The organism is Arthrobacter sp. 05N425, from assembly GCF_056397125.1.
In genome coordinates this window covers 91,075-116,258 of sequence record NZ_JBFTMU010000003.1, presented here as the reverse complement: position 1 = coordinate 116,258, position 25,184 = coordinate 91,075, and the positions used below count along the sequence as shown (strand labels likewise).

At 68.6% G+C, this 25,184-nt stretch carries 22 protein-coding genes and 2 tRNA genes; 10 read left to right on the top strand and 14 right to left on the bottom strand.

All coding sequences use genetic code 11. The annotated features are described in order from the left end of the window. Positions 1-105: 105 nt before the first annotated feature. Both AC1DGE_RS06130 and mnmA read right to left on the bottom strand, forming a co-directional pair. Positions 106-1,740 carry an ABC transporter substrate-binding protein gene (locus AC1DGE_RS06130; RefSeq protein ID WP_476892235.1) on the bottom strand — a complete coding sequence of 545 codons (1,635 nt, stop codon included), beginning with the start codon at positions 1,738-1,740 and terminating at the stop codon, positions 106-108. A 706-nt stretch (positions 1,741-2,446) separates the two neighbouring features. Continuing rightward, positions 2,447-3,571, bottom strand: coding sequence for a tRNA 2-thiouridine(34) synthase MnmA (gene mnmA, locus AC1DGE_RS06125; RefSeq protein ID WP_476892234.1), 1,125 nt, complete (start codon positions 3,569-3,571; stop codon positions 2,447-2,449). Positions 3,572-3,753: 182 nt separating this feature from the next. On the opposite strand from mnmA, the gene AC1DGE_RS06120 reads away from it, so the two are divergent. Further along, positions 3,754-4,998, top strand: a complete 1,245-nt coding sequence (locus AC1DGE_RS06120) for an NAD(P)/FAD-dependent oxidoreductase (RefSeq protein WP_476892233.1) — start codon at positions 3,754-3,756, stop codon at positions 4,996-4,998. Here AC1DGE_RS06120 and AC1DGE_RS06115 read toward each other — a convergent pair. Continuing rightward, positions 4,995-6,221: a cysteine desulfurase family protein gene (locus tag AC1DGE_RS06115; protein ID WP_476892232.1), complete on the bottom strand. Its 1,227-nt coding sequence runs from the start codon at positions 6,219-6,221 to the stop codon at positions 4,995-4,997. The two genes, AC1DGE_RS06120 and AC1DGE_RS06115, sit on opposite strands and share 4 nt — an antisense overlap. A gap of 149 nt (positions 6,222-6,370) precedes the next feature. Here AC1DGE_RS06115 and AC1DGE_RS06110 point away from each other — a divergent pair, with 149 nt between their 5' ends. Continuing rightward, complete coding sequence (locus AC1DGE_RS06110; protein WP_476917085.1) at positions 6,371-7,246, top strand: DMT family transporter; 876 nt, start codon at positions 6,371-6,373, stop codon at positions 7,244-7,246. On the opposite strand, the gene AC1DGE_RS06105 is transcribed toward AC1DGE_RS06110, so the two are convergent. Next, the gene (locus AC1DGE_RS06105) at positions 7,233-7,931 is read right to left on the bottom strand and encodes a helix-turn-helix transcriptional regulator (RefSeq protein WP_476917084.1); all 699 of its coding nucleotides are present in this window, start codon (positions 7,929-7,931) and stop codon (positions 7,233-7,235) included. The two genes, AC1DGE_RS06110 and AC1DGE_RS06105, sit on opposite strands and share 14 nt — an antisense overlap. Before the next feature lie 90 nt (positions 7,932-8,021). On the opposite strand from AC1DGE_RS06105, the gene AC1DGE_RS06100 reads away from it, so the two are divergent. Continuing rightward, positions 8,022-8,435, top strand: a complete 414-nt coding sequence (locus AC1DGE_RS06100; RefSeq protein ID WP_476892229.1) for a hypothetical protein — start codon at positions 8,022-8,024, stop codon at positions 8,433-8,435. Between the two features lie 39 nt (positions 8,436-8,474). Here the strand turns inward: AC1DGE_RS06100 and AC1DGE_RS06095 are convergent, their stop codons facing one another. Beyond that, positions 8,475-9,146 carry a hypothetical protein gene (locus tag AC1DGE_RS06095; protein WP_476917083.1) on the bottom strand — a complete coding sequence of 224 codons (672 nt, stop codon included), beginning with the start codon at positions 9,144-9,146 and terminating at the stop codon, positions 8,475-8,477. Positions 9,147-9,160: 14 nt separating this feature from the next. Beyond that, positions 9,161-10,063: a diacylglycerol/lipid kinase family protein gene (locus AC1DGE_RS06090; RefSeq protein ID WP_476917082.1), complete on the bottom strand. Its 903-nt coding sequence runs from the start codon at positions 10,061-10,063 to the stop codon at positions 9,161-9,163. A gap of 126 nt (positions 10,064-10,189) precedes the next feature. Between AC1DGE_RS06090 and AC1DGE_RS06085 the strand changes: the two genes are divergently transcribed. The 4 genes from AC1DGE_RS06085 (at position 10,190) to AC1DGE_RS06070 (ending at position 13,401) form a co-directional block, all read left to right on the top strand. After that, entirely contained in the window at positions 10,190-11,161 is a 972-nt protein-coding gene (locus tag AC1DGE_RS06085; RefSeq protein WP_476892227.1) for a J domain-containing protein, read from the top strand. A gap of 28 nt (positions 11,162-11,189) precedes the next feature. After that, complete coding sequence (locus AC1DGE_RS06080; protein ID WP_441417236.1) at positions 11,190-11,657, top strand: tRNA (cytidine(34)-2'-O)-methyltransferase; 468 nt, start codon at positions 11,190-11,192, stop codon at positions 11,655-11,657. Between the two features lie 255 nt (positions 11,658-11,912). Beyond that, positions 11,913-12,518, top strand: coding sequence for an ECF RNA polymerase sigma factor SigK (sigK, locus tag AC1DGE_RS06075; RefSeq protein WP_476917081.1), 606 nt, complete (start codon positions 11,913-11,915; stop codon positions 12,516-12,518). 10 nt (positions 12,519-12,528) lie between these two features. Beyond that, on the top strand, positions 12,529-13,401 hold the full coding sequence (locus AC1DGE_RS06070) for an anti-sigma factor (protein ID WP_476917080.1): 873 nt from the start codon (positions 12,529-12,531) through the stop codon (positions 13,399-13,401). A gap of 84 nt (positions 13,402-13,485) precedes the next feature. On the opposite strand, the gene AC1DGE_RS06065 is transcribed toward AC1DGE_RS06070, so the two are convergent. The 6 genes from AC1DGE_RS06065 to AC1DGE_RS06040 all read right to left on the bottom strand — a co-directional run bounded on the left by AC1DGE_RS06065 (position 13,486) and on the right by AC1DGE_RS06040 (position 19,986). Then, positions 13,486-14,880 (bottom strand): GntT/GntP/DsdX family permease, encoded by a 1,395-nt coding sequence (locus tag AC1DGE_RS06065; RefSeq protein ID WP_476917217.1) that lies wholly within the window; start codon positions 14,878-14,880, stop codon positions 13,486-13,488. A 62-nt stretch (positions 14,881-14,942) separates the two neighbouring features. Next, positions 14,943-15,476 (bottom strand): gluconokinase, encoded by a 534-nt coding sequence (locus AC1DGE_RS06060; protein WP_441417233.1) that lies wholly within the window; start codon positions 15,474-15,476, stop codon positions 14,943-14,945. Between the two features lie 74 nt (positions 15,477-15,550). Next, positions 15,551-16,330: a PIG-L deacetylase family protein gene (locus AC1DGE_RS06055; protein WP_441417232.1), complete on the bottom strand. Its 780-nt coding sequence runs from the start codon at positions 16,328-16,330 to the stop codon at positions 15,551-15,553. Between the two features lie 3 nt (positions 16,331-16,333). Further along, entirely contained in the window at positions 16,334-17,287 is a 954-nt protein-coding gene (locus AC1DGE_RS06050; RefSeq protein ID WP_476917079.1) for an electron transfer flavoprotein subunit alpha/FixB family protein, read from the bottom strand. A gap of 14 nt (positions 17,288-17,301) precedes the next feature. Next, entirely contained in the window at positions 17,302-18,102 is an 801-nt protein-coding gene (locus AC1DGE_RS06045) for an electron transfer flavoprotein subunit beta/FixA family protein (RefSeq protein WP_441417847.1), read from the bottom strand. Between the two features lie 309 nt (positions 18,103-18,411). Next, entirely contained in the window at positions 18,412-19,986 is a 1,575-nt protein-coding gene (locus tag AC1DGE_RS06040; RefSeq protein WP_441417230.1) for a S1C family serine protease, read from the bottom strand. Positions 19,987-20,292: 306 nt separating this feature from the next. Between AC1DGE_RS06040 and AC1DGE_RS06035 the strand changes: the two genes are divergently transcribed. The 3 genes from AC1DGE_RS06035 to AC1DGE_RS06025 all read left to right on the top strand — a co-directional run bounded on the left by AC1DGE_RS06035 (position 20,293) and on the right by AC1DGE_RS06025 (position 24,746). Then, a complete protein-coding gene (locus AC1DGE_RS06035; protein ID WP_476917078.1) occupies positions 20,293-22,338 on the top strand; it encodes a TPM domain-containing protein in 2,046 nt (681 codons plus the stop codon). Between the two features lie 115 nt (positions 22,339-22,453). Next, entirely contained in the window at positions 22,454-23,242 is a 789-nt protein-coding gene (locus AC1DGE_RS06030; RefSeq protein ID WP_476892221.1) for a PspA/IM30 family protein, read from the top strand. 79 nt (positions 23,243-23,321) lie between these two features. Beyond that, positions 23,322-24,746 carry a cryptochrome/photolyase family protein gene (locus AC1DGE_RS06025; protein ID WP_476917077.1) on the top strand — a complete coding sequence of 475 codons (1,425 nt, stop codon included), beginning with the start codon at positions 23,322-23,324 and terminating at the stop codon, positions 24,744-24,746. Between the two features lie 52 nt (positions 24,747-24,798). On the opposite strand, the gene AC1DGE_RS06020 is transcribed toward AC1DGE_RS06025, so the two are convergent. Together AC1DGE_RS06020 and AC1DGE_RS06015 are read right to left on the bottom strand one after the other, a co-directional pair. Then, positions 24,799-24,875 (bottom strand) — tRNA-Met (locus AC1DGE_RS06020). Positions 24,876-25,034: 159 nt separating this feature from the next. Then, positions 25,035-25,108: transfer RNA gene (locus AC1DGE_RS06015), tRNA-Met, on the bottom strand. Positions 25,109-25,184 lie beyond the last annotated feature (76 nt).

The window sequence follows — 25,184 nt, the reverse complement described above, 5'->3', positions numbered from 1 at the left end:
CTTCGTGGGCTTCCGGAATCGGTTGTCCTGCTATCAGCAAGAAAGGCGGGACGCCGCGCAGGCGCCCCGCCTCCTTGGCTGGTCAGGACCGGATGGGGAATGGACCTACTTGGAAATCACACCAAGACGGGTCTTGAAGGACGCGTCGAGGGTCTTTTCGACACCCTGGACGTCCTTGCCGGCGACCATGAGCTGGGCGCCCTGCAACAGCGGCAGCGTGGAGAGGTCCTTGGCGACGGCCGTCTGGGCCTCGCCAAGCACCTTTTCGCGCTCGGTCTTGTCAACGGTGGTGAGCTGCTTCTTGATCAGCGCCGTGACGGAGGCGTTCTCGTAGTGGTTCTTGAGGAAGTTGCCCGGGACGAAGAACGGGGTCAGGTAGTTGTCGGCGTCGGAGTAGTCCGGGAACCAGCCGAGCTGGTAGACCGGGTAGACGTCCTTGGTGCGGTCCTTGGAGTAGGTGACCCACTCAGTGGACTGCAGGTCGACCTTGAACAGGCCGGACTTCTCCAGCTGCTCCTTGATCATGGCGTACTCGTCGCCGGAGGATTTGCCGTAGTGGTCCGGGTTGTACTGCAGCTTCAGCGTGACCGGGGCGGTGACGCCGGCGTCGCTGAAGGCCTTCTTGGCCTTGTCCAGGCTGGGTTTGCCGTTGCCGTCGCCGTACATTTCCTTGAGCGGCTTGATGGCGCCGACGAAGCCGTCCGGGACGACGGAGTACGCGGGCAGGTAGGTGCCCTTGTAGACCTGGCTGGCGATCGCGTCGCGGTCGACGATGTCTGCCATCGCCTGGCGGACGGCGAGTGCCTTCTTCGGGTCGGCGTCGGCAGCCTTGGCGCCGAACGGCATGGTGTCGAAGTTGAAGACGATGTAGCGCAGTTCGCCACCGGGGCCCTTGTGAACCTTGACCTTGGAGTCCTTCTCGAGGTCGGCGGCGTCGGTCGCGGTCAGGCTGCGGCCGGCGACGTCGATGTTGCCCTGCTGGACATCGAGCTTGAGGTTGTTGGAGTCCGCGTAGTACTTGATCGTGGCGCTGTCGTTCGCCGGCTTGCCGAGCAGACCCTTGTAGTCAGGGTTGGCCTTGAGGCTGACGAGCTCGTTCTTCTTGTAGCTCTCGATCGTGTACTGGCCGGCGAAAGGCTTGCCCTTGACGATGTCCTCGTCGCTCATCAGCTTGTCGGCGGAGAAGACCTCTTCGTCGACGATCGGACCTGCGTTCGCGGCGAGCACGCCCGGGAAGACCTGGTCGTTGCCTTCCTTGAGCTTGAAGACCACGGTGGAGTCGTCTTTGACTTCCACCGAGGCGAGGTTGCCCAGCAGGGAGGCCGGGCCGTTGTCGTCGTTGATCTTGATGACGCGGTCGATCGAGAACTTCACGTCCGAGGACGTCAGCGCGTGCCCGTTGGCGAACTTGAGGCCGGACTTGAGCTTGACGGTGTATTCCGTGGGGCTCGTGAAGGACGCGGACTCAGCGATGTCCGGGCTGGAGTCAGCCGTTCCGGGCTTCGAGTTCATCAGGAACGGGTAGATCTGGTTCATCACCATGAACGAGCCGGCGTCGTAGGAGCCGGCCGGGTCGAGGGTGACCACCTTGTCCGTGGTGCCGTACGTAATGCTGCCTCCGCCTGCGGCGCTGCCGGAGGACGTTCCGCCGCCGGTAGGGCCGGTGCAGGCCGTCAGTGCAAAGGCGGAAACCCCGGCAAGCGCGATGGCGCTCTGCAGGGCCTTTTTGTTCATTGCCATCTGTGAACTTTCTGTTCGATGAGTACTAGTGCGCAGCCCGAAGTAGCTTGACTCGTTGGGCAGCACCTGTCCTGATTCCTAGATTCAACCAGAAGACCACGGGCGAATCGCTACATCTTGTGAGTTGAGACACAAAATTTACACGAACCGGCGGAAGTTATCGCATTCTTCGGGATTTCGCCCGGATCTTCGGCACCCCGGACTCGGTGCGGCCTGCGGCGGCGGGGGCTCGGGAACGGACATGCCCACCGCCCAGGCCAGGGACTGGGCATATACCCGAAGTGCCCACTCGTGGCCGCGAAGAATGGACATGTCCCTCGCTCTAGCCGGAAGACGAACATGGCCCGCGCTCTAGCCGGAGGACGGGCATGCTCACCGCCGAGGCCCGGGAGTGGACATAATCCCGAAGTGCCCACTCGTGGCCGCGAAGAATGGACATGTCCCGCGCGGGATGCTTGCGCGGGGTGCACGCTAACGAACATGTCCCGCGCGGGATGCTTGCGCGGGGTGCACGCTAACGAACATGTCCCGCGCCCGAGCCCGGGAGTGGACATATACCCGAAGTGCCCACTCGTGGCCGCGAAGAATGGACATGTCCCGCGCCCGGGCGACGGTTAAAGGCAGGAGCGCCGCAGGCCAATGGCATGCGGCGCTCCTGGAATCGGCGGACCGGCCCCCCGCCGAAGACGCGGCCCGTCGGGGGCGGTTAGAGGGCGGCCCGCTGGAGCGACCGCGCGGCGTCGATGGTGGCCTGGCCAAGGACCCGGCTGCCCTGGTAGAGCACCACGGTCTGGCCGGGGGCGACGCCGCGGAGCGGTTCCGCCAGCGTGACCACCAGGTCGCCGGACCCTCCGGAGTGTTCCATCCGGGCGGTTGCCGGCACCGGGTCCCCGTGGGCGCGGACCTGGGCGTAGCAGTCGAACTCCTCGCCGGTGGCGATCTCCGCGATCGGCAGCCCGGCCCAGGACACCTTGATGCCGCGGATCTCGTCGATCGCGAGCAGGGCCTCGGGGCCGACGACCACCTTGTTCTCCTTGGGGCGGATCTCCAGCACAAAGCGCGGCTTGCCGTCGGCGGCCGGGGTGCCCAGCTTCAGCCCGCGGCGCTGGCCGACGGTGAAGGCGTTGGCGCCCGGGTGTTCGCCGACCTTGGCGCCGGATTCGTCCACGATGTCGCCGGTGGACATCTCGATCTTCTCCGCCAGCCAGCCGGCGGTGTCGCCGTCGGGGATGAAGCAGATGTCGTGGCTGTCGGGCTTGTTGGCCACGGACAGCCCTCGGCGTTCGGCCTCGGCGCGGACCTCGGCCTTGGAGGGGGTGTCCGCGAGCGGGAACATCGAGTGCCGGAGCTGTTCGTGCGTGAGGACGCCGAGCACGTAGCTCTGGTCCTTTGCCCAGTCCGCGGCGCGGTGCAGTTCGGGGTTACCGTCGGCGTCCGTGATCACCTTGGCGTAGTGGCCGGTGCAGACGGCGTCGAAACCCAGCGCGATCGCCTTCTCCAGCAGCGCGGCGAACTTGATCCGCTCGTTGCAGCGCATGCACGGGTTGGGCGTGCGGCCGGCGGCGTATTCGTCGATGAAGTCCTGGACGACGTCTTCCTTGAATCGCTCGGAGAAGTCCCACACGTAGTACGGGATGCCCAGCACGTCGCACGCCCGCCAGGCGTCGCGCGAGTCCTCGATGGTGCAGCAGCCGCGGCTGCCGGTGCGCAGCGTTCCGGGCATGCGTGAGAGGGCGAGGTGGACCCCGACGACGTCGTGGCCGGCCTCGACGGCGCGGGCTGCGGCAACGGCTGAATCGACGCCGCCGCTCATGGCTGCAAGAACTCGCATGCTGGCTTTCTCTAGGAATCGGGAGGTCCGCGGGCAGATGAATAACACAGCGCCCGCATACCGATTCTATCGCCACGCCGATTCCTGCCCCAAAAAGGCTTGACGGCAGCCTGCCGCGCTTCTAACGTCAGCATTAGCGGTTTTAGAACAAGGGCGGCGAAAGCCCAGACGGGACGCGCGAGATGGCTGTCGAGAACATCGCGATTGTGGGTGGCGGGCTGGCGGGCGCCACCGCCGCGAAGACCCTGCGGGTGGAGGGCTTCGAGGGCCCGGTCACGCTGCTCGCCGAGGAGGCGCAGACCCCCTACCTGCGGCCGCCGCTGTCCAAGGAATATCTCCTGGGCAAGGACGGCGAGGACGCCCTCCCGGTGGTTCCGGCCGGCTGGTACGAGGAGAACGACGTCGACCTCCAACTGGGCGCTCCCGTCACCGGGCTGGACACCGCGGCCCGCACGGTGACCCTCGGCGACGGCAGCCGGCTGCCCTATTCCGCGCTCCTGCTGGCCACGGGGGCACGTCCGCGCTCGATTCCGCTGCCCGGCAGCAGCCTCGACGGCGTCATGACGTTCCGGACGCTCGACGACAGCCGCCGGCTCCGGGATGCCCTCTCCGCGGGCGGCCGGAACGTGGTGATGGTCGGCTCGGGTTGGATCGGAATGGAGCTTGCGGCCGCCGCAAACTCGTATGGCAACTCCGTCACCCTGCTGGGCCTCGAGCAGGTGCCGCTGGCCGCGGCGATTGGCCCCGAACTGGGCGCCTTCTTCCGCTCGCTGCATGAGTCCCGGGGCGTGCGGTTCCGGCTGCCGGCGTCGGCCGCAGCCATCACAGGCGTCGACGGCCGGGTCACCGGCGTCCGCACCGACGCCGGCGAAATCCTGGCCGCCGACCTGGTTGTCATCGCCGTCGGCGTCGTCCCCGAGACATCGCTCGCCGCAGCCGCGGGCATCGCCCTGGACAACGGGATCCTCACGGACGCGTCGCTGCGCACTTCGGCTCCGGGAGTCTTTGCCGCCGGCGACGTCGCCAACGCCCTGCATCCGTTCACCGGCGGGCACCACCGCAGCGAGCACTGGTCCAACGCGCTCAACGGCGGGAAGGTCGCCGGCCGGGCGATGCTCGGACGGGAGGCCGTACTGGACACCATTCCTTACTTCTATACGGACCAGTACGACGTCAGCATGGAGTATTCCGGCTTCCCCAGCCTGGTCGAGGGCCCGCCCGTGCTCAGGGGTTCACTGGAGCGGCAGGAATTCCTCGCCTTCTGGCAGCGCGAAGGCTGCGTGGTCGCAGGCATGAACGTCAACTGGCCGCGGTCCGACAAGCCGCAAAAGGCCATCAAGGCACTCATCACTGCACGCGGCTCCGTCAGCCCGGACTCGCTGGCGGATCCGGACGTCCCGCTGGAGCAGCTACTGTCCTTGGACTAGCCGTTGGCGGATTGGCGGGCGACGGTTCCCGCGGTCTGGATGCTGGACTCGTGTCCGGCCATGCCGGCCTGGCGGGCGCGGGTGTACGCCGCCGGCAGGGCCGCCAGCAGCGCATCGACGTCGGCGTCGGTAGAGGAGTGGCCGAGGGTGAAGCGCTGGGCGCCCCGGGCGGTGTCCTCATCCAGGCCCATGGCGAGCAGCACGTGGGAGGGCCGCGGCACGCCGGCGGTGCAGGCTGAGCCGGTGGAGGATTCCACCCCGGCGAGGTCCAGCAGGAACAACAGCGAGTCGCCCTCGCAGCCGGGGAAGGTGAAATGCGCGTTGCCCGGCAGCCGGCCGTTCCCGGGGGCACCGCGCAGCACGGCCTCCGGAACGGCGGCGCGGACGCCGTCAATCAGACGGTCCCGGAGCGCGGAGATCCGTGCCGACTCGGCGGCCAGATTTCCGGTGGCTGCCTCCGCCGCGGCGGCGAAGGCTGCGATCGACGCGGTGTCCAGGGTGCCGGAGCGCACGTCGCGTTCCTGTCCCCCGCCGTGCTGGACCGGGGTCAGCTTGACGGCGCGGCCCAGCAGCAGCGCGCCGACGCCGACCGGGCCGCCGATTTTGTGGCCGGAGATGGACATGGCGTCCAGGCCGGTCCCACGGAAATCAACCGGCACGGAGCCGAACGCCTGCACGGCGTCGGAATGCACGGGCACGCCGGCGGCGTGCGCCAGCCGCACGACCTCCGCGACCGGTTGGAGGCTGCCTACTTCGTTGTTGGCCCACATGACGGTGACCAGGGCAATCGAGGCCGGATCGTCGGCCAACTCGGCTTCCAGCGCGGCCAGGTCCAGCACGCCGTCGGCGTCCACGGGCAGCCAGCGAACGTCGGCTCCCTCGTGCCGTTCGAGCCATTCGACGGCGTCCAGCACCGCGTGGTGTTCGACGGCGGAGCAGAGAACGCGGGTCCGCCGCTGATCCTCGGCCTGGCGGGCCCAATAGAGTCCCTTCACGGCAAGGTTGTCGGCTTCCGTGCCGCCTGAGGTGAAGATAACCTCCGAAGGATGCGCCCCGGCTGCCGCGGCCAGGGCCTCGCGGGCATCCTCGACAGCCCGGCGGGCGCGGCGGCCGGACCCGTGCAGAGAGGAGGGGTTGCCGGTGCGGGCCAGCTCACGCGTCAGCGCGGTCAGCGCCTCAGCGGCGAGCGGCGTGGTGGCTGCGTGGTCTAGGTATACGGGCACACGCCAATTCTACCGTGGGGGGCTTGCTCCGCGCCGCGGGACGGCGCGGCCGGAAGGCGCGGGACGGCGCGGGACGGCGACGCCGGAAGGAGACGGAAGGCACCGGAGGGCGACGCCGGAAGGAGACGGCACTGGTGTACATTCAAGCGGTGAAAGCGTCCCTCTACCTCGTCCTGGCCACCCTGTTCTGGTCCGGAAATTTCGTCGTCGGCCAGGCCGCTGTCGCCTCGATGACGCCCCTGGACCTGACCTTCTGGCGCTGGACGCTGGCCGCCCTGCCGCTGCTGGCCCTGGCCCACTTCGTGGAAAAGCCGGACTGGCGCGCGGTCCTGCGCCGCTGGCCCGTGCTGCTGCTGCTGAGCGCGCTGGGGATGAGCGGCTACACCTTGCTCCTGTACGGCGCGCTCGGCTACACCTCCGCGATGAACGCCTCGCTGATCACCGCGGCGAACCCGGCCCTGATTGTGGTGATGGCAATTTTCCTGCTCGGCGAGAGGACCACCCGGCTCGGCTGGCTCGGCATCGGGCTGGGGCTGCTGGGCGTGCTGCTGGTCCTGACCCGCGGCGAACTGCAGCGGGTATTCAGCCTCTCGATCAACACCGGGGAGCTCCTGATGATCGGCGCCATCGTGGTCTGGGGCAGCTACACGATCATCGCCCGCAGGCTGGACATTCCCGCCATCGCCGCCACCGCCGTGCAGGTCACCATGGCCACCGTGACGCTGGCACCGTTTGCGCTGGCCATGCACGTGCGGCTGCCGGAGACACCGGCGGAGGGCTGGTCGCTGGCCTACATAGCGGTCTTCCCCTCGCTGGGCGCCTACCTGTTCTGGAACCTGGCATTAAAGACCACCCCGCCGGGCACCGCCGGGAACTATCTGAACCTGATGGTGGTCTTCACCGCCGTCATCACGGTCGCGCTTGGGACGCCCCTGACCCTCGTCCAGGTCGCGGGCGGCATCATGGTGGTAGCCGGCGTCCTGCTGACCGGCATCAAGGGGCAGGCGAAGCTCAGAGCGGCCTGATCCGGGCGCAGCACTGGGCCGGGGCAGCCGAGCCCTGCACCCGGAGTTCCTCGATGTCGAGCGCTTCGACCCTGGCCGGATCCACCCCGCAGCCCGCCGCGGCCCCGCCCAGGAACGCGCCGTTCATGGCGCAGACCACCTCCGCGTGGCCCTGGGCCACCCGGTGAAACGGGCAGTTGAGCAACACGAGCCCGCCGGCGCCGTCGTCCGCCGGTCGGTACCCCTCGGCGGTCAGCAGCTCCGCGAAGTCGGCGGTGCCGGCGGCTTCCCCCGCGGCCAGGCCCCGCGACCGGGCGGCCTGCAGCAGCGCGGTCCGGGCCGATCCGCCGTCGGCCGCGGATTGTTCAATCGCCGTCACCAGGAGTTCGGCGGCCAGATCATAGTTGCGTTCCGGGACGGAAGCCGAGACCTCCTGGACGGCCGCGCGGTACAGCTTGGCCGGCCGGCCGGAACCGGGCCCCTCCTTGCCGCCGAGTTTGCGGAACTCCACCGCCAGCAGGCCGTCGTGGACCAGCCGGTCCAGGTGGAACGACGCGGTGCTCCTTGCCAGCCCGAGGGCACCGGCCGCGTCGTCGCGGCCCACCGCCTGATCCGCCGCGGTGACGAAGTCAAAGAGCCGCCTGCGGTTTTCATCCCCCAGGGACGCGACGGCGGCAATCCTGCGGCTCCACGGCAAATGGTTCATGGCATCAGCCTAACTCTAAAAACAAGATCCATTGCTTAACCCCTGCAGTCATTCTAAAATCAAGTTACCCAATTTTAGAAGGAGCAGAAGATGAAATCTTCAACAGCCCTTGCGGCCCCGGCCCCGACGGTCGCAGCCGGTTCCCAGCGGCAGGCCTTCCTGTTGCTGCGCACGGTCTTCACTGTCGCGCCGATCATTTTCGGCCTGGACAAGTTCACCAACCTGCTGACCGACTGGACGATGTATCTCGCCCCGGTGGCCACCTCGGTGGTCCCGGTGTCGGCACAGAGTTTTATGTACGTCGTCGGCGTCGTCGAGATCATCGCCGGCATCGCCGTGGCGGTCCGCCCGCGCTTCGGATCCCTGCTGGTCGCCGTGTGGCTGCTCGGCATCATCGTCAACCTGCTGGTCCTTGGCAGCTACTTCGACGTGGCGCTGCGCGACTTCGGACTGCTGGTCGGGGCCCTGGCGCTGAACCGGCTCTCGCCGGCGAAGCTCCACTAGTCGGCCCCTGCCGCCGCCGGCCTGTCCGCTTCGGGCGGATCAGGACGACGGCGGCAGCACGGCCAACCGGGCGGCGATGTCGGCCCGCGCGGCCGCGAGCGCCGCCGCGTCCGGGCAGGACACGGAGACATAGACGGATGAGCCGGCCTTGGCAAAGAGCCGGGCGTAGCTGGCGCTCGCCCGGCTCCCGGCCTTCTTGCCGCCCTCGAGCACCAGCACCTCGACCCGCGGGCCCGGCTTGTCCGGTTCGCCGCCCCAGCGCAGGACTGCCGTCTTGAGGTAGGACGGCAGGATGCTGGGGTCCAGGTAGTGGAAGAGGGCCTCCGTGGACGCCTTGTCGTCGCCGGCGACGACAAGCGGCCACTGGTTCACCCGGACCCTGGCGGAGACCAGGCAGCCGTCGGCCTTCCGGTACTCGCTGGCGCCGGCCACATCCTGTTTGCCGGGCTTCCAGGCGGGGGCGTCGCTCAGCCCGTCGGAGAGTCGGACCGGTACGCCGGCAGCGAGGCGGTCCCCCGCTCCGAAAGGCAGGCTGCGCGCAGCGACCGCTTCGGCGTCGTACCCCGGCGTCACGGTCGGGGTGGCGACGGTGGCAGCGCTGCTCACCGGCTTGGCCGCCGAGGGATCCGGAACCCCCACACTGCAGCCTGCCAGCAGGGGCAGCAGTGCCAGCAGTGCGCCGCCGAACCGTGCCGTGCCATGGCCCGCCATGTCCGTCACCCTGCCTACGCCAGGACCCGGAGCGCACCGGGCACAACGTCGATGGTCAGTGGCAGCGGACCGACCCGCTCGCCGTCCGCGTACGCGACGACGCCGTCAGCCTCAAGTTCAACCCGCCGGACCCGGCGGATCTCCACGGCCGGGTGGCCCACGTGCTTGCCGGAAAACACCTTGGGGAACACCGCCAGGAAAGCGGCGCGGGACAACGGCCGGACGATGAACAGGTCCAGATAGCCGTCGTCGAGGACGGCGTCGGGCACGACCTTCATGCCGCCGCCGATCGACTGTCCGTTGGCCACCGAGATCAGCATGGCACCCTGCCGCCAGCGTTCGCCGTCGGCCGTCACGGTGTACTCGATGGCGCGAAAGGTGGCCAGTTCGCGCAGCATGGCCAGGTTGTACCGGGCCTGGCCGCGCGGCCGGCGCCACGCGTTGGCGCGCTCGTTGACCGCGGCGTCAAAGCCTGCGGACACCACCCCGGCAAACCAGTGCGTCCGGCCGCCGGAGCTCACCCGGCCGGCGTCGATCAGGCGGCCGCCCGACGGCAGGGCAGCCAGCACCCGTGCGGCGGCCGCCGGGATGTCGTGCCGCGGCAGGCCGAGCGCGCGTGCCATGTCATTTCCGGTTCCGCTCGGAATGATGCCCAGCGGAGTCCCGCCGAACGGGGCACCCGACCCGGCGAGCGCGTTGACACCCAGGTGGACCATGCCGTCGCCGCCCGCCACAACCAGCGCGTCCACCCCGTCGGCGAGCACCTTGTCCACGGCCTGGGACAACTGCTGGTAGCTGTCCTCGCACAGCAACTGGACCTGGACCCCGGCCGCGCTGAGGCACTCGGCCGCTTCCCGACCGGCATGCCGCCCGCGGCCAAAGGAGGCGCGCGGGTTGACGGCGAGGGCAATCTTCATGCGCTGAATTATGCCAGCCGCCGGGAACCATCCACGGCCACACGCTCGTTATTCCCCCAGCCGGTTAAACTGTCCACGCCGGAGGTCCCCGACCGGACCGGCTCCACTGACGCAAAGGAATCGTGCTTGACGCAGGGCAACAGCTCGCATTACCAGGTCCTCAGGATCCCCGTCACGGCGACGGACAAGGACATCAAGGTGGCCTACCGCAAGGCTGCCCGCACGGCCCACCCCGACCACGGAGGCGACGCCGCCACCTTCCGCCGGGTGACCCTGGCCTATGAGACCCTCATCGATGCCAAGCGCCGTGCCGACTACGACCGTTCCTACGGCAGCGGGACCGCCTTCTCCAGCCGCACGGCCCCGGCCGAAGAAGGTGCGCACTTCGACGCGCCGGCAGCCGGCAGCCGGGCGTCCGCGCATGTCCGCCGTCCGAACACGCCGCGCAACACCGCCGCGGATCCCCCGGTCTACGTTCCCTCCTTCGAAGAGGTGGCGGCGGCCGGTGAGGTGCCGCTGATCCCGGCGTCGGTGGCCGGGCAGCAGGTCCACGGCATGCCCCGCCGGCGGGGCATTTTCGGCGCTGAGGCGCGCATCCAGCGCGAAATGCGGACGGTGCAGCTGATCACCCGGCAGATCCTGCCTGCCATCCCGGCCGCCCGGCTGATCAATGGTCTGCAGTCCCCCGCGGACAACAGCCACATCGACCATGTGCTGGTCTCCGGCTACCGGCTGGCCATCATCGGTTCCATGCTCCTGCCGCCGGGAGCCTACGCCTGGAACGGCAGCACCCTGAACCACGGCGGCCGGTCCATCGCCCCGCCGCAGCTGGCCCATGTGGTGCGCCGGATGCAGGACATCTTCCCGGAGCTGAACGTCACCGGCTGGACCGTCGTCCACAGCACCGACGGCAACCTGCACGAACCGGTGATCGACCGGCACGGCCGCTCCCGCGACCGCGGCGACAGCCAGGAGCTCGTCCAGGTGGTCAACGCCGCCGGGCTGGCCCGCGGCCTCAAGCAGTTCCTCAGTTCCGGACCCGCCCCAAACACCGTCAACGTACCGGTGCTGGCCAGGCTGCTGCGCGGAATGCATTAGCGGCCAGCCGGCTCGCTAGGATGGGAGCGTGTTCCGCATCCTCTTCCACAGCCCCGAAATCCCCGGCAATACCGGCAACGCCATCCGGCTGGCCGCCATCACGGGCGCCGAACTCCACCTCGTGGAGCCGCTGGGCTTTGACTTCTCCGACGCCAAGCTCCGCCGCGCCGGCCTGGACTACCACGACCTCGCCGTCGTCACCGTCCACCCGGACATCGACGCGGCCTGGGAAGCGCTGCAGCCGGAGCGGGTCTTCGCCTTCACTTCCGACGGCGAAACCTCCTACACGGACATCAGCTACCGGCCCGGCGACGTGCTGATGTTCGGCAGGGAATCCGTGGGCCTTTCCGAGGCACTCAAGCACGACCCGCATGTGACGTCCCGTGTCCGGCTGCCTATGCTGCCGGCGCTGCGTTCGCTGAACCTGGCCAACGCGGCGTCGATTGCTGTCTACGAGGCCTGGCGCCAGCAGGGCTTCGCGGGCGCCAAGCTGTAGTACCTGGGGCTTGCGGCGCTGGATCCGGATCAGGCCGCTGGCGCAAATTTCCCTGAAGTCCGCCCATCCGTTTCTCCCGCCGCGCCGAATCGTTTGTGAGAGACCATCCAGGCGAGCGTTGAAGGGAGCGAGGAGCGGCAGGTGACAATAATGCAGGCGGATAGACGCCCGGCCCGTTGGGCTGCGGGCAACCACGGCACGGTCGAAGTCCGTTCTGGCCCCGGACCGGAGGCTGGCACCTTATGCTTGAGGGTGATGGAAACTCCGAATGCCCCGAATCCCGAGGCCGCCGCTCCCCCCAGCGCCTCAGCCGACGTTAACCGCCGGCTGGGAGCCCTGCTCGGACAGATCGCCAACGGTGACCAGGCCGCCTTCGCCGAGTTCTATCAGCTCACGTCGCGCCGCGTTTTCGGCATGGCGCGCCGGGTCCTGATTGACACGGAGCTCAGCGAGGACACCGCGCAGGAGGTGTTCCTCCAAGTCTGGCAGAACGCCGCCAAGTTCAACGCCGACGCCGGCAGCCCGCTCGCGTGGCTGATGACCATCTCCCACCGCCGGGCCGTGGACAAGGTCCGGTCCTCGCAGTCCTCCACCGACCGTGAGGCCAAGTACGGCGCCAGCAGCCAGGAGATCGACCACGACTCCGTTTCCGATGCGGTCGGCAGCAAGCTCGAGGCCGAAGCGGTGGTCCGCTGCCTGGACACGCTGACGGACACACAGCAGGAATCCGTCCGGCTCGCCTATTACGGCGGGCTCACCTACCGGGAAGTCGCCGAGAAGCTCAACGCGGCCGTTCCCACCATTAAGTCCCGCATCCGCGACGGACTGATCCGACTGAAGACCTGTTTGGGGGTGAGTTGAGATGAATGACATGAATCCTCAGAACAGCGGCCGCACGCCCGGCAGCTTTTCCGCCGACATCGCCAGCGACCTCAGCTCCGGCCGCGCCGTCGACCTCGCCGAGGTTTACGCGCTGCATGCCCTTGACGACGCCGAACGCACCGCCGTCGACCGCTACCTCACGGAGGCCCCGCCGGCGGAACGCGCCGAGTTCGAGGAGCGTGTCCGGCAGGCCCGAGAGACGCTGACGATGAGCTTTAGCGCGGAGGAGGAGCCGCCGGCCGGCCTCTTCGACCGCATTGTCGCGGCCCTGCCGGCGCAGGCCGCCGAGCCGGGTGCCGAGGCACGGCCTGGCCCTGCCGCTCCCCCGGTGGTGGCCCGTCCGGTCCGCGAACACCCGGGGCTTCCGGTCACCGACGAACTCAGCGCCGCCCGCCAGCGCCGTGACGAACGGCGCCGGCCCCAGGGCATGCGCAACTGGCTGATCGGCGTCGCCGCTGCTGCCGCCATCGCGGTAGGCGGAGTCGGGGTGGGCGCGTATGTCGCCAACCAGAACGACCCGCTGAACCAGGTGCTTCAGGCCAGCGACGTGCGCAAGGCGACGATCGACGTGATCGGCGGCGGCACGGCCTCGCTCACGCTCTCGTCCTCGATGGACGCCGCGGTAGTAAAGATGAACGGCGTTCCCGCTCCACCGACGGGCAAGGTCTACCAGATGTGGCTGATCCCGAAGGACGGCTCGGCTCCGGTCTCCAAGGGCCTGATGGACGCGGAGACGCTGTCAAAGCCTGCTGTCGTCACGGGCATCGGTTCCGCCGCGGCCCTGGGCATCACGGTGGAGCCGGCGGGCGGCTCTAAGACGCCCACCATGCCGACCGTGGCCTCCGCGCCGCTGGGCGCTTAGTAGCTGACGCTTAGTATCTGACAACGACAAAGCCGCGCAGGACCCGATTGCCCGGGGCCTGCGCGGCTTTTGTTGTGCCGCCCGCTAAATGACCAGCGAGAGCAGCATCACGAAGGCAAAGCCCACCACGGAGATCAGCGTCTCCATCACGGACCAGGTCTTGAACGTCTGTCCGACGCTGAGGCCGAAGAGTTCCTTCACCAGCCAGAACCCGGCGTCGTTGACGTGGGAGAGGAAGAGCGAGCCGGCGCCGATCGCAAGGGCCAGCAGGGCGGCGTGGGTCGGGGAAAGGGAACTGGCCAGCGGTGCCACGATGCCCGCCGCGGTCACGGTGGCCACGGTCGCGGAGCCGGTGGCGAGGCGCAGCGCCACGGCCACGAGGAAGCCGAGGACCAGCACGGACATGTTGGCGCCCTCGGCCCATTTCTTGACGGCGTCGCCGACGCCGGCGCCGATCAAGGTCTGCTTGAAGCCGCCGCCAGCGCCCACGATCAGCAGGATCGCGGCAATCGGGCCGAGACTCGCGCCGATCTTGGTGGTGATCTTGTTGCCGGTGAAGCCGACGGCGTAGCCGAAGGTGCCGATGGCGAGCAGGACCGCCAGGGTCATCGCAACGAGCGGCTGACCCACGAAATCGAAGAAGACCCGGATCCACGGCGCCGAGGCGGCGTCGGGCCAGATGATGTCCACGACGGCCTTGAGCAGCATGAGGACCACCGGGAAGATGATGGTCATCAGCGTGACCGGGAAGCTGGGCTGGCGCTTGACGCCTTCGAGATCGGCGCCGTGCTCGGTGTCGATGCCGCCCGCGACGGCGGGGGCGCCCACCGGCACCCATTTGGCGGCGAGCCGGGAAAACAGCGGCCCGCAGATGATGACGGTGGGGATGGCGACCAGGAGTCCGAGCGCGAGCGTGGTGCCCAGCTCGGCCTTGACGGCGCTGATCGCGATCAGCGGACCCGGGTGCGGCGGCACGAGGCCGTGCAGCACCGACAATCCGGCCAGCGCCGGGATGGCGATGCGCATCAGCGGCATTTTGGAGCGCTGCGTGACCAGGACAATCACCGGCAGCAGCAGCACGAGGCCGATTTCGAAGAACATCGGCAGGCCGATGATCACCGCGACAAGCGTGATGGACCAGACCACCCGGTTACCGCCTGCCTTGGCGAGCAGCGTGTCCACCACGCGGTTGGCTCCCCCGGAGTCCGCCAGGAGCTTGCCCAGCATGGCGCCGAGGGCGATCAGCAGGCCGACCTCCTTCAAGACGCCGCCCACGCCGTCCTCGAAGTTGCTGATGATCTTGGGCAGTTCCACGCCCGAGGCCAGTCCGACAAAGGCCGAGCCCAGCACAAGCGCGAGGAAGGGGTGGAGCTTAAACTTGGCGATCAGCACCACGATCAGTGCGATGCCGAGGCCGGCGACCACCAGGAGCTGGGTGTCGTGGCCGGTCCAGGCCTCGAGGGCAGCGGGAAGCTGCATTGCTGTAAGAGAATTCAAAACGTTTTCCTAGCTGGAATAAGGGGGTGGTGACCGGCGCGCGGTTAGCGCGCGGCGGCGTCGGCGCCGTTGAGGTGGAGCCGGTCGATGATTTCCTGGGCTTCGTCCGCGGGGGTTGCCCCTACGGAGAGGGTGATGAAGTTTTCGTCCTCGGTGGGGGCTTCCAGCGCGTCGAACTGGGATTCCAGCAGCGCCGGTGGCATGAAGTGGCCGTGCCGGGAGGCGAGGCGGTCCGAGATCCGGTCCTTGCTGCCTTCGAGGAAGACAAAAACCACGCCTTCCCCGCGCAGGACGTCGCGGTACCGCTTCTTCAGGGCCGAGCAGGTTACGACGCCGGGGGTCCCGGCGGCGGTGTGCTCCCGGATCCAGGCGGCGATGGTGTCCAGCCAGGGCCAGCGGTCTTCGTCCGTCAGCGGCTGGCCGGCGTGCATCTTGGCCACGTTGGACGCCGGATGCAGGTCGTCGCCTTCCGCGAGGTCCCAACCCAGCCGCCCGGCCAGCAGGCCGGCCACGGTGGATTTGCCCGAGCCTGAGACGCCCATGATGACCAGGACGGGGTGCTGCGCAGTCTTCGCCATTAAAGTCTGCCTTCCATCAATAAATATGATTTAAACAATGGCAAGCATATGGCAGCGGTCACGCTCGGGCAACACTAGAAGCCGGCGATGGTTCCCGGGCCGTTGACCGCGACGACGTGGAACGCCTCGGCGCTCCGGCCCGGAGCGAGGCCGCCGCGTTCCCCGGTGGCGAGCATGAGGCCGCGGACGGTGCGTTCCATGGCGTCAACGTCGGGGTGCTGGCTGGCGTGGATGTGGATGGCCGCCAGCTTCTCTTCGACGTTCCCGGTGACATCCACAAAGTGGTTCTCCCGCTCCTCCGGTCCGGCGAAGAGCCACAGCCAGGGCAGCTTGTAGGCCTCCAGCCCGGCCGCGGCCAGCTCCGGGTACGCGAAGGGGTTCTCCAGGGCCGGGTACACAGCCCTGGTCACCGCCTCCCCCACCGCCAGGTGGTCCGGGTGGCTCTTCTGGATCCGGTTCCAGTTCCGTTCCGGATGCATGGCGAGCACGACGTCGGGACGGAGCCGGCGGATCAGGCGCACCACCTCACGGATGACCTCGTGCGAGGGCTCAAGGTAGCCGTCCAGCTGGTGGAGGTAGTGGATATCGCTCACGCCGACGAGCGCGGCGGCGCGCTGCTGTTCCTCCGTCCGCAGCCGGACGATTTCGTCGCGCTTCGCCGGGTCGAAGCCGCCGGCGTCCCCGTCCGTCATGATGCAGTAGCTGACCTGGACTCCGGCGGCGGTCCACGCGGCGATGGTGCCGGCGGCGCCGAAGTCGATGTCGTCCGGGTGGGCGGTGAAACAAAGCACCCGCTCGATCCGGGTGTGGTTCGGATCGAACGGGCTCTGTGCCGCGGGGGCGTTGGTGCTCAATGGTCAGCCCTTGCGCTTCTTGATTTCTTCGGTGGCCTGCGGCAGCACCTGGAAGAGGTCGCCGACGATGCCGAAGTCGGCGATCTCGAAGACCGGGGATTCGGCGTCCTTGTTCACCGCCACGATCACCTTGGCGGTCTGCATGCCGGCCTTCTGCTGGATGGCGCCGGAAATGCCGGCTGAGATGTAGAGCTGCGGGGAGACGGTCTTGCCGGTCTGTCCGATCTGCGCGTCGTGGCCGATCCAGCCGGCGTCCGTGGCGGCGCGGGACGCGCCTATGGCCGCGCCCAGGGCGTCGGCGAGGTCCTCAAGCGGTCCGAAGTTTCCGTCCACTCCCCGGCCGCCGGCCACGACGATCCGGGCCTCGGAGAGGTCGGGGCGGCCGCTGGCGGCCTTCTCGGTCCGGGCGGTCACCCGGGCCGCGCCGGCTATGGCGTCCGCCGGCAGGTCGACCGTGACAGGCTGCGGGGCGGTGGCCGTGGCGGCCGGCTCCGGGGCGACGCTGTTGGCCTTGACGGTCAGCACGGCCACCGGGGTGGTGGCCCTGGCCGTGGTGGTGTACGAGCCGGCGAGCACCGACTTGTGCGCGGTCCCGTCCGGGTCGACCGCGACGACGTCGGTGATCACACCGGCGCCGAGTTTGATCCCCAGCCGCGCCGCGACCTCCTTGCCCTCGGCCGAGTTCTCGGCCAGCACCACGGTGGCCCCGGAGGTTCCGGCCACGGCCGCGAGGAACGCCGCCTTGGGCCCGACGAGGTAGTCGTTGAGGTCGGCTGCCGCGGGGACGTAGAGTTCCCCCGCTCCGTAGGCTGCCAGCTCGGCGGCGACGTCGTCGTGCAGTTCGCCGTTGAACGCCACCGCGGCCTCACCCAGCGAGCGCGCGATGGTGAGCAGCTCCAGGCTGGACTTCTTCAGCGCCTGGCCCGGGGTATCGATGAATACAAGTACTTTTTCCATGTCTGGATTTCCCCTTAGAGCAGCTTCTGGGCGGCCAGGAACTCGACCAGCCTGAGGCCGGCGTCGCCTTCGTCGGTGATGATGGTGCCGGCCGTCCGCGGCGGGCGCGCTTCGGCGGTCTCGACGGCGGTCCAGGAGCCCGCGAGCCCCACCTGGCCGGGTTCGACGCCGATGTCTCCCAGCGTCAGGGTGGCGATGGTCTTCTTCTTCGCCGCCATGATGCCCTTGAAATTCGGGTAGCGGGGGTCGTTGATCTGGTCCGTGACCGAAACGAGGGCCGGCAGGGTGGCCTCGACGGTGTCCGCGTGCGAGTCACCGTCGCGGCGGGCCGTGAGCTTGCCGCCGTCGAGTTCCAGCGAGGATGCGAAGGTCACCTGCGGCAGGCCAAGGCGCTCGGCGAGCTGGGCCGGGACCAGCGAGGTCTCGCCGTCGGTGGAGGCCATGCCGGTCAGGATGAGATCCGCGGGCGCGTCGGCGCCGAGGTGCCGGATCGCCGCGGCCAGCGCCAGCGAGGTGGCTGCCGCGTCCGAGCCGGCGAGCGCATCGTCGCTGAGGTGGACGCCTTCGGTGGCGCCGATCTGCAGCGACTTCTTGACGGCATTGACGGCGCCGGCCGGGCCCATGCTCAGGGCGATGACCTTGTTGCCGGCCGCTTCGCCACCGCGGGCCTCGATCAGCTGCAGCGCGGCTTCCAGGGCGTATTCGTCGAGCTCCGACAGGATGCTTTCGGACCGGTCCGTGGTGTTGTCCCCGCCGCCAAGGTGGCGGTCGAACTGCGCGTCCGGTACGTGCTTGACCAGCACGATGATCTTCAAAGTCTCTTCCACTGTGTTTACAGCAGCCTTCCATGCGGGTGGGCAGCCAGCCGGGTGGGGACGTGGCCAGGGAGCGCCCGGGGTGCCGGGTTGCTCCTAGCTAACCATATAGCGCGGGCCTGGCGGGGCCTCGGTTAACGCCTGTGTCAGGGCGCCCCGGAAAGGGGCAATAGCAGTCGTTAGCGTGCCGGAAAAGGGAGCCGGGAAAAGCAGCGCCGGCCGGCACCCCAAGGTGCCGGCCGGCGTCACGGGCCGGGCGTTGCGGCTCCGGGACCCTCTCGTCGTACTGCTGTTCGCTACTGGTGCCGGCTACTGGTCGGCGGCCGCACCAAGGGTCACATCGAGCTGCTGTTCCTGGCCGCCCCGGAGGACGGTGACCTTGACCGTCGCGCCGGCGGCCTGCTCGCGCACGGCGGCTGTCAGCTGGTTCGGATCGCTGATGGTCCGGTCCTGGAACTTCGTGATGACGTCGCCCACCTTGATGCCGGCCTTGTCGGCGGCCGAGCCCGGTTCGACCGTGGCCACGTCGGCGCCGACCGAGAAGCCGGAGGACGAGGTGCCGGCCGCCTTGGACTTCACGCTCACTCCAAGCTGGCCGTGGGTGGCCTTGCCGGTGCTGATGATCTCCTGGGCCACACGCTTGGCGTGGTTGATCGGGATGCTGAAGCCGACGCCGATGTTGCCGCTGCTCGTGCTGCCGCTGGCGTCCCCGCCGGCGGAGGCGATGGCCACGTTGACGCCGATGATTTCACCCTTGCTGTTCACCAGCGCGCCGCCGGAGTTACCCGGGTTGATGGCCGCGTCGGTCTGGATGACGTTGATCGAGATGCTGCCCTGATCGGCAGTGCTCGGCGCCTGGCCGCCACCGGGAGGGGCGAACTGGAAGCCCTGGTCGCCGCCCTGGGAATTGTCGGCGCCGCCCTTGGGGGCGGCCGAGGAGGCCACGCTGATGGTGCGGTTGAGCGTGGAGACGATGCCGTCTGTGACGGTTCCGGTCAGGCCCAGCGGGGAGCCGATCGCGACGGCGGTGTCACCGACGTTGAGTTTGTCCGAGTCGCCAAGGGTTGCCGGAACCAGCCCGGCCGGCTTGTCGATCTTGATCACGGCGAGGTCCGAGAGCGGGTCGGTGCCGACGATCTTCGCGCTGAAGACTTTGCCGTCGCTCGTGCGGACCTCCACGGCGGCGTTGGCGGTCTTGCCGTCCAGCGTGACGACGTGGGTGTTGGTGAGGACGTGGCCATCGCCGTCGAGGATGATGCCGGACCCCGTGCCTCCGTCGCTTCCGCTCGAGGCCTTGATGGTCACGACGCTGGGCGAGGCCTTCATCGCTGCGGCGGTGATCGCGTTGACGTCGTCCTTGTTGTTCACGATCACGGTGCCGGACTGGCTGGTGCTGCCCGTGGAAGACAGGGGCCGGTTCCCGATCAGGGCGTTGCTGCCGGCCACGACTCCGCCGCCCACCAGACCGGCGGCCAGGATGCTGGCAATGAGGGTGGGAACGCCGAAGGCGGCCTTGCGCTTCGGCGCGTTGGCCGGGTGGTTAAACGCATTGTTGTGGGGAGCCTGTCCGGCAGGCGGCTGGTTGCCGTAGGCGCCATAGGGGCTGGCTCCCTGGCCGTAGGGCGCGGGCTGTTCGTGCGAGGGCGCGCCAAACTGCTGCGTCTCGGGACCCGAGTGCTGGGCATAGGCCGGGGGACGCTCCGGATACACCGGGCGCGGGGAGCCGTCCGCCGATTGGTCAAGCCTCATGGTCGGGTTTTCCCGGGCTGAGTCCTCCGCCGCTGTGCTGTGCGAAGCCCCGGCAGCGGCCTCCCCCGGCTCAAGCGGCTCCCCGTTCGGGGTCGATGGATCCGGTGACGCGCCCTGCATTGGGTTCTCAGTCATGGGACTTCCTTTCATCCTCGTCTGCAGTCAATTATGGCGGTCCAGACTGGAACATAAGCGAACATTTGCTGGGAGGTTCCTGAATGCCGACGCGCGCCGGGGCGGGGCTGGGTCCTCCCGTCCCGCCAGCTTCAGCGCGTTTCGCTGGTGGCATATTCCCGGCGGTGGACGGCCTTTGGGGTGCACCATAGAATCAAATGGAATTGCCACAGCGACCTGCGGCTTTACACCTGCGTGGGGGCGCTGCTGCGTTCTGAGACGACCGGCTCGGCTCGATCCGGTCACAGAAGTGCTGAAGGGTTGCACATGCGGTCAATGATGAAACGATTCCTCGCCGTTCTCGGCGTGGCCGGACTGCTGGCGCTCCCCGCCGCTCCTGCCCTCGCCGAAGATCCGGTGACCATTCCTTCCGGGCAGAACATCGTCGACAGCGGCAACGTGCTCGGCAGCCGCGAGGGCGAGGTCCAGGACGCGATCCAGAAGCTCCTGAAGGACCACAAGTACAACCTTTACGTGGTCACCGTAAAGACCTTCGAGAACCCGGCCGACCCCAAGTCATGGTCACAGGCCGTGGCCACCAAGAAGGGCATGGGCCGGGCCGACGTCATCCTGGCCATGTCCGACGACGGCAAGTACTACTTCTCGCCCAACTCGGCCAGCGCCATCTACTCGAAGACCAGCACCATCAGCCAGAACGCGATCGTCGCGAACCTGGCCGGCGGAAAGCGCGACTTTGCGCAGGCCGCGATTGACACCGCCGCGGCAGTCGGTGACGCCGCCGGCGGCGGCAGCGGCTCGGTCCCCTCTGCGGGCGCCGGGAACGGCGTCCTGGTCGGCGTCGGCGTCGTGGCGGCCGGCGGCGTGGGAACCTATCTTTACCTGCGCAACCGACGGAAAAAGACCGCCGCGGCAGGCGGCACCGCTTATGGCCCGCAGGGCGCCGAACTCGACCCCCTCGCCGGATTGAGCGTCGAGGAGCTGCGCCGCAAGAGCGGTTCGCTGCTGATCGAAGCGGACGACGCCATCAAGTCCAGCGAACAGGAGCTTGGCTTTGCCCAGGCGCAGTACGGCGACGCCGCCGTCGGCAACTTCACGAAAGCACTGCAGGACGCCAAGGCCCACATGAGCGAGTCGTTCAAGCTGCAGCAGCAGCTTGACGACCACATTCCGGACACCGAAGAGCAGCAGCGGACCTGGCTGGGCGAAATCATCCGCCGCTCCGAGGCCGCACTGTCCTCCCTCCAGGAGCAGAAGGCGGACTTCGATTCCCTGCGGGAGCTTGAGAAGAACGCCCCGCAGGCTCTGGCGGCCGTCGGCACCGGCGCAAAGGACGCGGAGGCCAAGATTGCCGCCGCTGAGCAGTCGCTGGGCGAGCTCCGGGCAAAATATGCGGAGAGCGCCCTGACGCAGGTCGCGGACAACATCAGCCAGGCCAAGGAACGTCTGGCATTTGTGCAAAACGCCTCCACCACGGCCCAGGACAAGCTCAGCGCCGGCGAGGGCAGCCTTGCCGCCGTCGCGGTCCGGGCCGCCGAGGAGAGCCTGCACCAGACCAACGTGCTGCTCGGGGCCATCGCCAAGGTGGCGGCCAATCTGGACGAGGCCCGCAGCGGACTCGAGTCCGCCGTCGTGGACACGTCGCAGGACCTCGCCCAGGCGCGGGCCATGATCCAGTCCGGCGCCCACCCGGAACTGGCCGGACCGGTCGCCGGGGTGGAGGCCGCACTGGCCCAGGTCAAAGCCGAAATCCAGGCCGGCAAGATCGACCCCATCGCCACGCTGGAGCGCGTGGAGAACGCCCACCAGTCCCTCGACACGGCCCTGACCGGCATCCGGGACCAGCAGGAGCAGGCCCGCCGGGCGCAGGCCTCGCTGCAGCAGAGCATCATGTCCGCCCAGGCGCAGATCAGCGCGACCTCCGACTACATCACGGCACGCCGCGGCGGGGTGGGCACCGAGGCGCGCACCCGGCTCGCCGAGGCGCAGCGCAACCTCGACTACGCCCTGTCCATCTCCCGCACCGACCCGGTCACCGCCCTGCAGTACGCGCAGCAGGCGCATTCCCTCGCCGCCCAGGCCGCACAGCTGGCGCAAGCCGACGTGGACCAGTTCGGCGGGTACGCGAACCAGGGCTACGGCCGCGGTGGGATGTTCGGCGGCGGCGGAGGAGGCGGCCTCGGCGGCGCCATCCTCGGTGGCATCCTGATCAACTCCATCCTGCACGGCGGCGGTGGCGGCGGTTGGGGCGGAGGCGGCGGAGGCTGGGGCGGCGGCGACTCCGGCGGCGGTTGGGGCGGCGGCGACTTTGGCGGCGGCGGCGATTTCGGCGGCGGGGACTCAGGGAGTTTTTAGCTGGCCGGTCACAGACTAGGCGCCGGCGGACTCGATCCGGCCGGCGGGTAGAAGCGGTACATTCACTGTTCACCGAATTCAGTGGCCACCACTGGATAGGACGAAAGGTAACACCATGGTTAAGCAGTCCATTTTCGGCCGCATGGCGCAGCTGGCGAAGGCGAACATCAACTCCTTGCTGGACCAGGCCGAGGACCCGCAGAAGATGCTGGACCAGATGGTCCGCGACTACACGAACAACATCGCCGAGGCCGAATCAGCGGTCGCCCAGACCATCGGCAACCTGCGCATGCTCCAGGACGACTACAACGAGGACATCAAGAACGCGCAGGACTGGGGCAACAAGGCACTGGCCGCCTCGCGCAAGGCCGACGAGTACCGTGCCAAGGGCGACATTGTGGATGCCGAGAAGTTCGACAACCTGGCCAAGGTGGCCCTGCAGCGCCAGATGTCGTCGGAGAACGAGGCGAAGTCGGCCGAGCCGAGCATCGCTTCCCAGACCGACGTCGTGGACAAGCTCAAGCACGGCCTGGACCAGATGAAGGGCAAGCTCAACGAGCTCACCAGCAAGCGCAACGAGTTGGTGGCCCGGTCCAAGACGGCGGCCGCGCAGACCCAGGTGCACGATGCCCTCAAGAGCATTGACATCATGGATCCGACCTCCGAGGTGGGCCGCTTCGAGGAAAAGATCCGCCGCGAGGAGGCCAAGGTCCGCGGCCAGCAGGAACTCGCCGCCTCCAGCCTGGACGCCCAGTTCAACTCCCTGGAGGACCTCGGCGAGCAGACCGAGATCGAGGCCCGCCTGGCAGCGCTGAAGTCCGGCGGCGCCGCCCCGGCCCTCGGCGCCGGCAACGGCGCGGCCGCCCGCTCCACCGTTGAGGAAGCCGACTTCGACAAGCTCTAACCCTTGAGGCGGGGCCGGGCACCTGCGGGTGCCCGGCCTTTGCTGTGTCGGGGGGCCGCCAATCCAGTAGCGTGGAGCCATGTCTTCGACCCTTGTCTGGCTCCGCGATGACCTCCGCCTCGACGACAACCCCGCCCTGGCGGAAGCTGCGGCGTCCGGTGACCCGCTGACCGTTGTCTATGTGCTCGACGAAGCTTCGCCGGGCGTGCGGCCCCTCGGCGGCGCCGCGAAGTGGTGGCTGCACCACTCGCTGGAGTCGCTCGCCGCCGACCTTGAGGCGGCAGGGTCGCGCCTGCTCCTCCGCCGGGGCCCGGCGGAGGAGGTCATCCGGGGGCTGTCCGAGGAAACCGGCGCCACCCGGCTGCTCTGGAACCGCCGCTACGGCGGCCCGGAACGCACCATCGATGCCGGCCTCAAGGACTGGGCGGCGGGGCGGGAGATCAACGCCACGAGCTTCCAGGCCAGCCTGATGTTCGAGCCGTGGACGGTGCGGACCGGTTCCGGCGGCCCGTACAAGGTCTTCACCCCCTTCTGGAAGGCCTGCCTCGACGCACCGGAGCCCCGACTGCCGCTGGACGCGCCGCAGCGGCTCCCCGAGCCGGCCAAGACCGAGGCCGGTGAACTGCCGGGGAGCGACGCTCTGGAAAGCTGGCACCTGCTCCCCCACAGCCCGGACTGGAGCGCCGGGCTCGCCGCGGAATGGACGCCGGGCGAGGCGGGCGCGCACAGCAGGCTGGAAGACTTCCTCGACGGGCCCGCGGTCGAGTACGGCACCGGCAGGGACGTCCCCGGCGTCGAAGGCACCAGCAGGCTCTCCCCGCACCTGCGTTTCGGCGAGATCAGCCCGTTCCGGGTCTGGCATGCGCTGCGGGAACGTTACCCGCGCGGCGCACCGGCCGACGTCGGGATCTTCCGCTCCGAACTCGGCTGGCGGGAATTCTGCTGGCAGCTGCTCTACGAGAACCCGCAGCTGGCCACCCGTAACTACCGCCCCGAGTTTGACCGCTTCGCCTGGCAGACGCCGTCGGACGCCGAACTGCAGGCGTGGCAGCAGGGCCGCACGGGCTACCCGCTGGTGGACGCCGGCATGCGCCAGCTGTGGCAGACCGGCTGGATGCACAACCGCGTCCGGATGGCAGCGGCCTCGTTCCTGGTCAAGAACCTGCTGGCCGACTGGCGGCTCGGGGAGGCGTGGTTCTGGGACACCCTGGTGGACGCCGACGCCGCGAGCAACCCGGCAAACTGGCAGTGGGTGGCCGGTTCCGGAGCCGACGCCTCCCCCTACTTCCGCATCTTCAACCCGGTTACCCAGAGCAAGAAGTTCGACGCTGCCGGGCGCTACCTGCGGGCCTTTATTCCGGAGCTTGCCGGCCTCGACGACAAGGCGGTACATGAACCGTGGAAGGCCGACGGCGGCGCGGCCGGCTACCCGGGCCCGATCGTGGGTCTGCCCGAGTCGCGGGCTCGGGCCCTGGACACCTACCAGCGGCTCAAGGACGCCTAGGAAACAACAAAGGCCCGGATCCTGGGATCCGGGCCTTTGCTATTACTGCCATTGGTTGCGGGGGCAGGATTTGAACCTGCGACCTCTGGGTTATGAGCCCAGCGAGCTACCGAACTGCTCCACCCCGCGTCGCTTGATCAACACTACCGCACTTTGGCCGCCGCCCCGACCACGGGCCCGGACCGCTCGCCTCATGGATCACGAGACGCTGCGCAGAGGAAAGAGTCAGTCTGAGGACTTAAAGCAAGAAGTCCGGAACACTTTCCAGTGTTCCGGACTTCTTCTCAGTTGCGGGGACAGGATTTGAACCTGTGACCTCTGGGTTATGAGCCCAGCGAGCTACCGAACTGCTCCACCCCGCGTCGCATGATCAACTTTACCTGCCGGTGAACGGCAGGCCAAATCGGGGCGGCGTGATGTGCGTCCCATCCGTCACTC

Coding starts and splice junctions, on each gene's coding strand:
- AC1DGE_RS06070 (WP_476917080.1), top strand. CDS start 12,529: ATGAATCCTCAGAACAGCGGCCGCACGCCCGGCAGCTTTTCCGCCGAC.
- mnmA (WP_476892234.1), bottom strand. CDS start 3,571: ATGCGAGTTCTTGCAGCCATGAGCGGCGGCGTCGATTCAGCCGTTGCC.
- AC1DGE_RS06105 (WP_476917084.1), bottom strand. CDS start 7,931: ATGAACCATTTGCCGTGGAGCCGCAGGATTGCCGCCGTCGCGTCCCTG.
- AC1DGE_RS06130 (WP_476892235.1), bottom strand. CDS start 1,740: ATGGCAATGAACAAAAAGGCCCTGCAGAGCGCCATCGCGCTTGCCGGG.
- AC1DGE_RS06065 (WP_476917217.1), bottom strand. CDS start 14,880: ATGCAGCTTCCCGCTGCCCTCGAGGCCTGGACCGGCCACGACACCCAG.
- AC1DGE_RS06095 (WP_476917083.1), bottom strand. CDS start 9,146: ATGGCGGGCCATGGCACGGCACGGTTCGGCGGCGCACTGCTGGCACTG.
- AC1DGE_RS06060 (WP_441417233.1), bottom strand. CDS start 15,476: ATGGCGAAGACTGCGCAGCACCCCGTCCTGGTCATCATGGGCGTCTCA.
- AC1DGE_RS06035 (WP_476917078.1), top strand. CDS start 20,293: ATGCGGTCAATGATGAAACGATTCCTCGCCGTTCTCGGCGTGGCCGGA.
- AC1DGE_RS06040 (WP_441417230.1), bottom strand. CDS start 19,986: ATGACTGAGAACCCAATGCAGGGCGCGTCACCGGATCCATCGACCCCG.
- AC1DGE_RS06100 (WP_476892229.1), top strand. CDS start 8,022: ATGAAATCTTCAACAGCCCTTGCGGCCCCGGCCCCGACGGTCGCAGCC.
- sigK (WP_476917081.1), top strand. CDS start 11,913: ATGGAAACTCCGAATGCCCCGAATCCCGAGGCCGCCGCTCCCCCCAGC.
- AC1DGE_RS06050 (WP_476917079.1), bottom strand. CDS start 17,287: ATGGAAAAAGTACTTGTATTCATCGATACCCCGGGCCAGGCGCTGAAG.
- AC1DGE_RS06030 (WP_476892221.1), top strand. CDS start 22,454: ATGGTTAAGCAGTCCATTTTCGGCCGCATGGCGCAGCTGGCGAAGGCG.
- AC1DGE_RS06090 (WP_476917082.1), bottom strand. CDS start 10,063: ATGAAGATTGCCCTCGCCGTCAACCCGCGCGCCTCCTTTGGCCGCGGG.
- AC1DGE_RS06120 (WP_476892233.1), top strand. CDS start 3,754: ATGGCTGTCGAGAACATCGCGATTGTGGGTGGCGGGCTGGCGGGCGCC.
- AC1DGE_RS06025 (WP_476917077.1), top strand. CDS start 23,322: ATGTCTTCGACCCTTGTCTGGCTCCGCGATGACCTCCGCCTCGACGAC.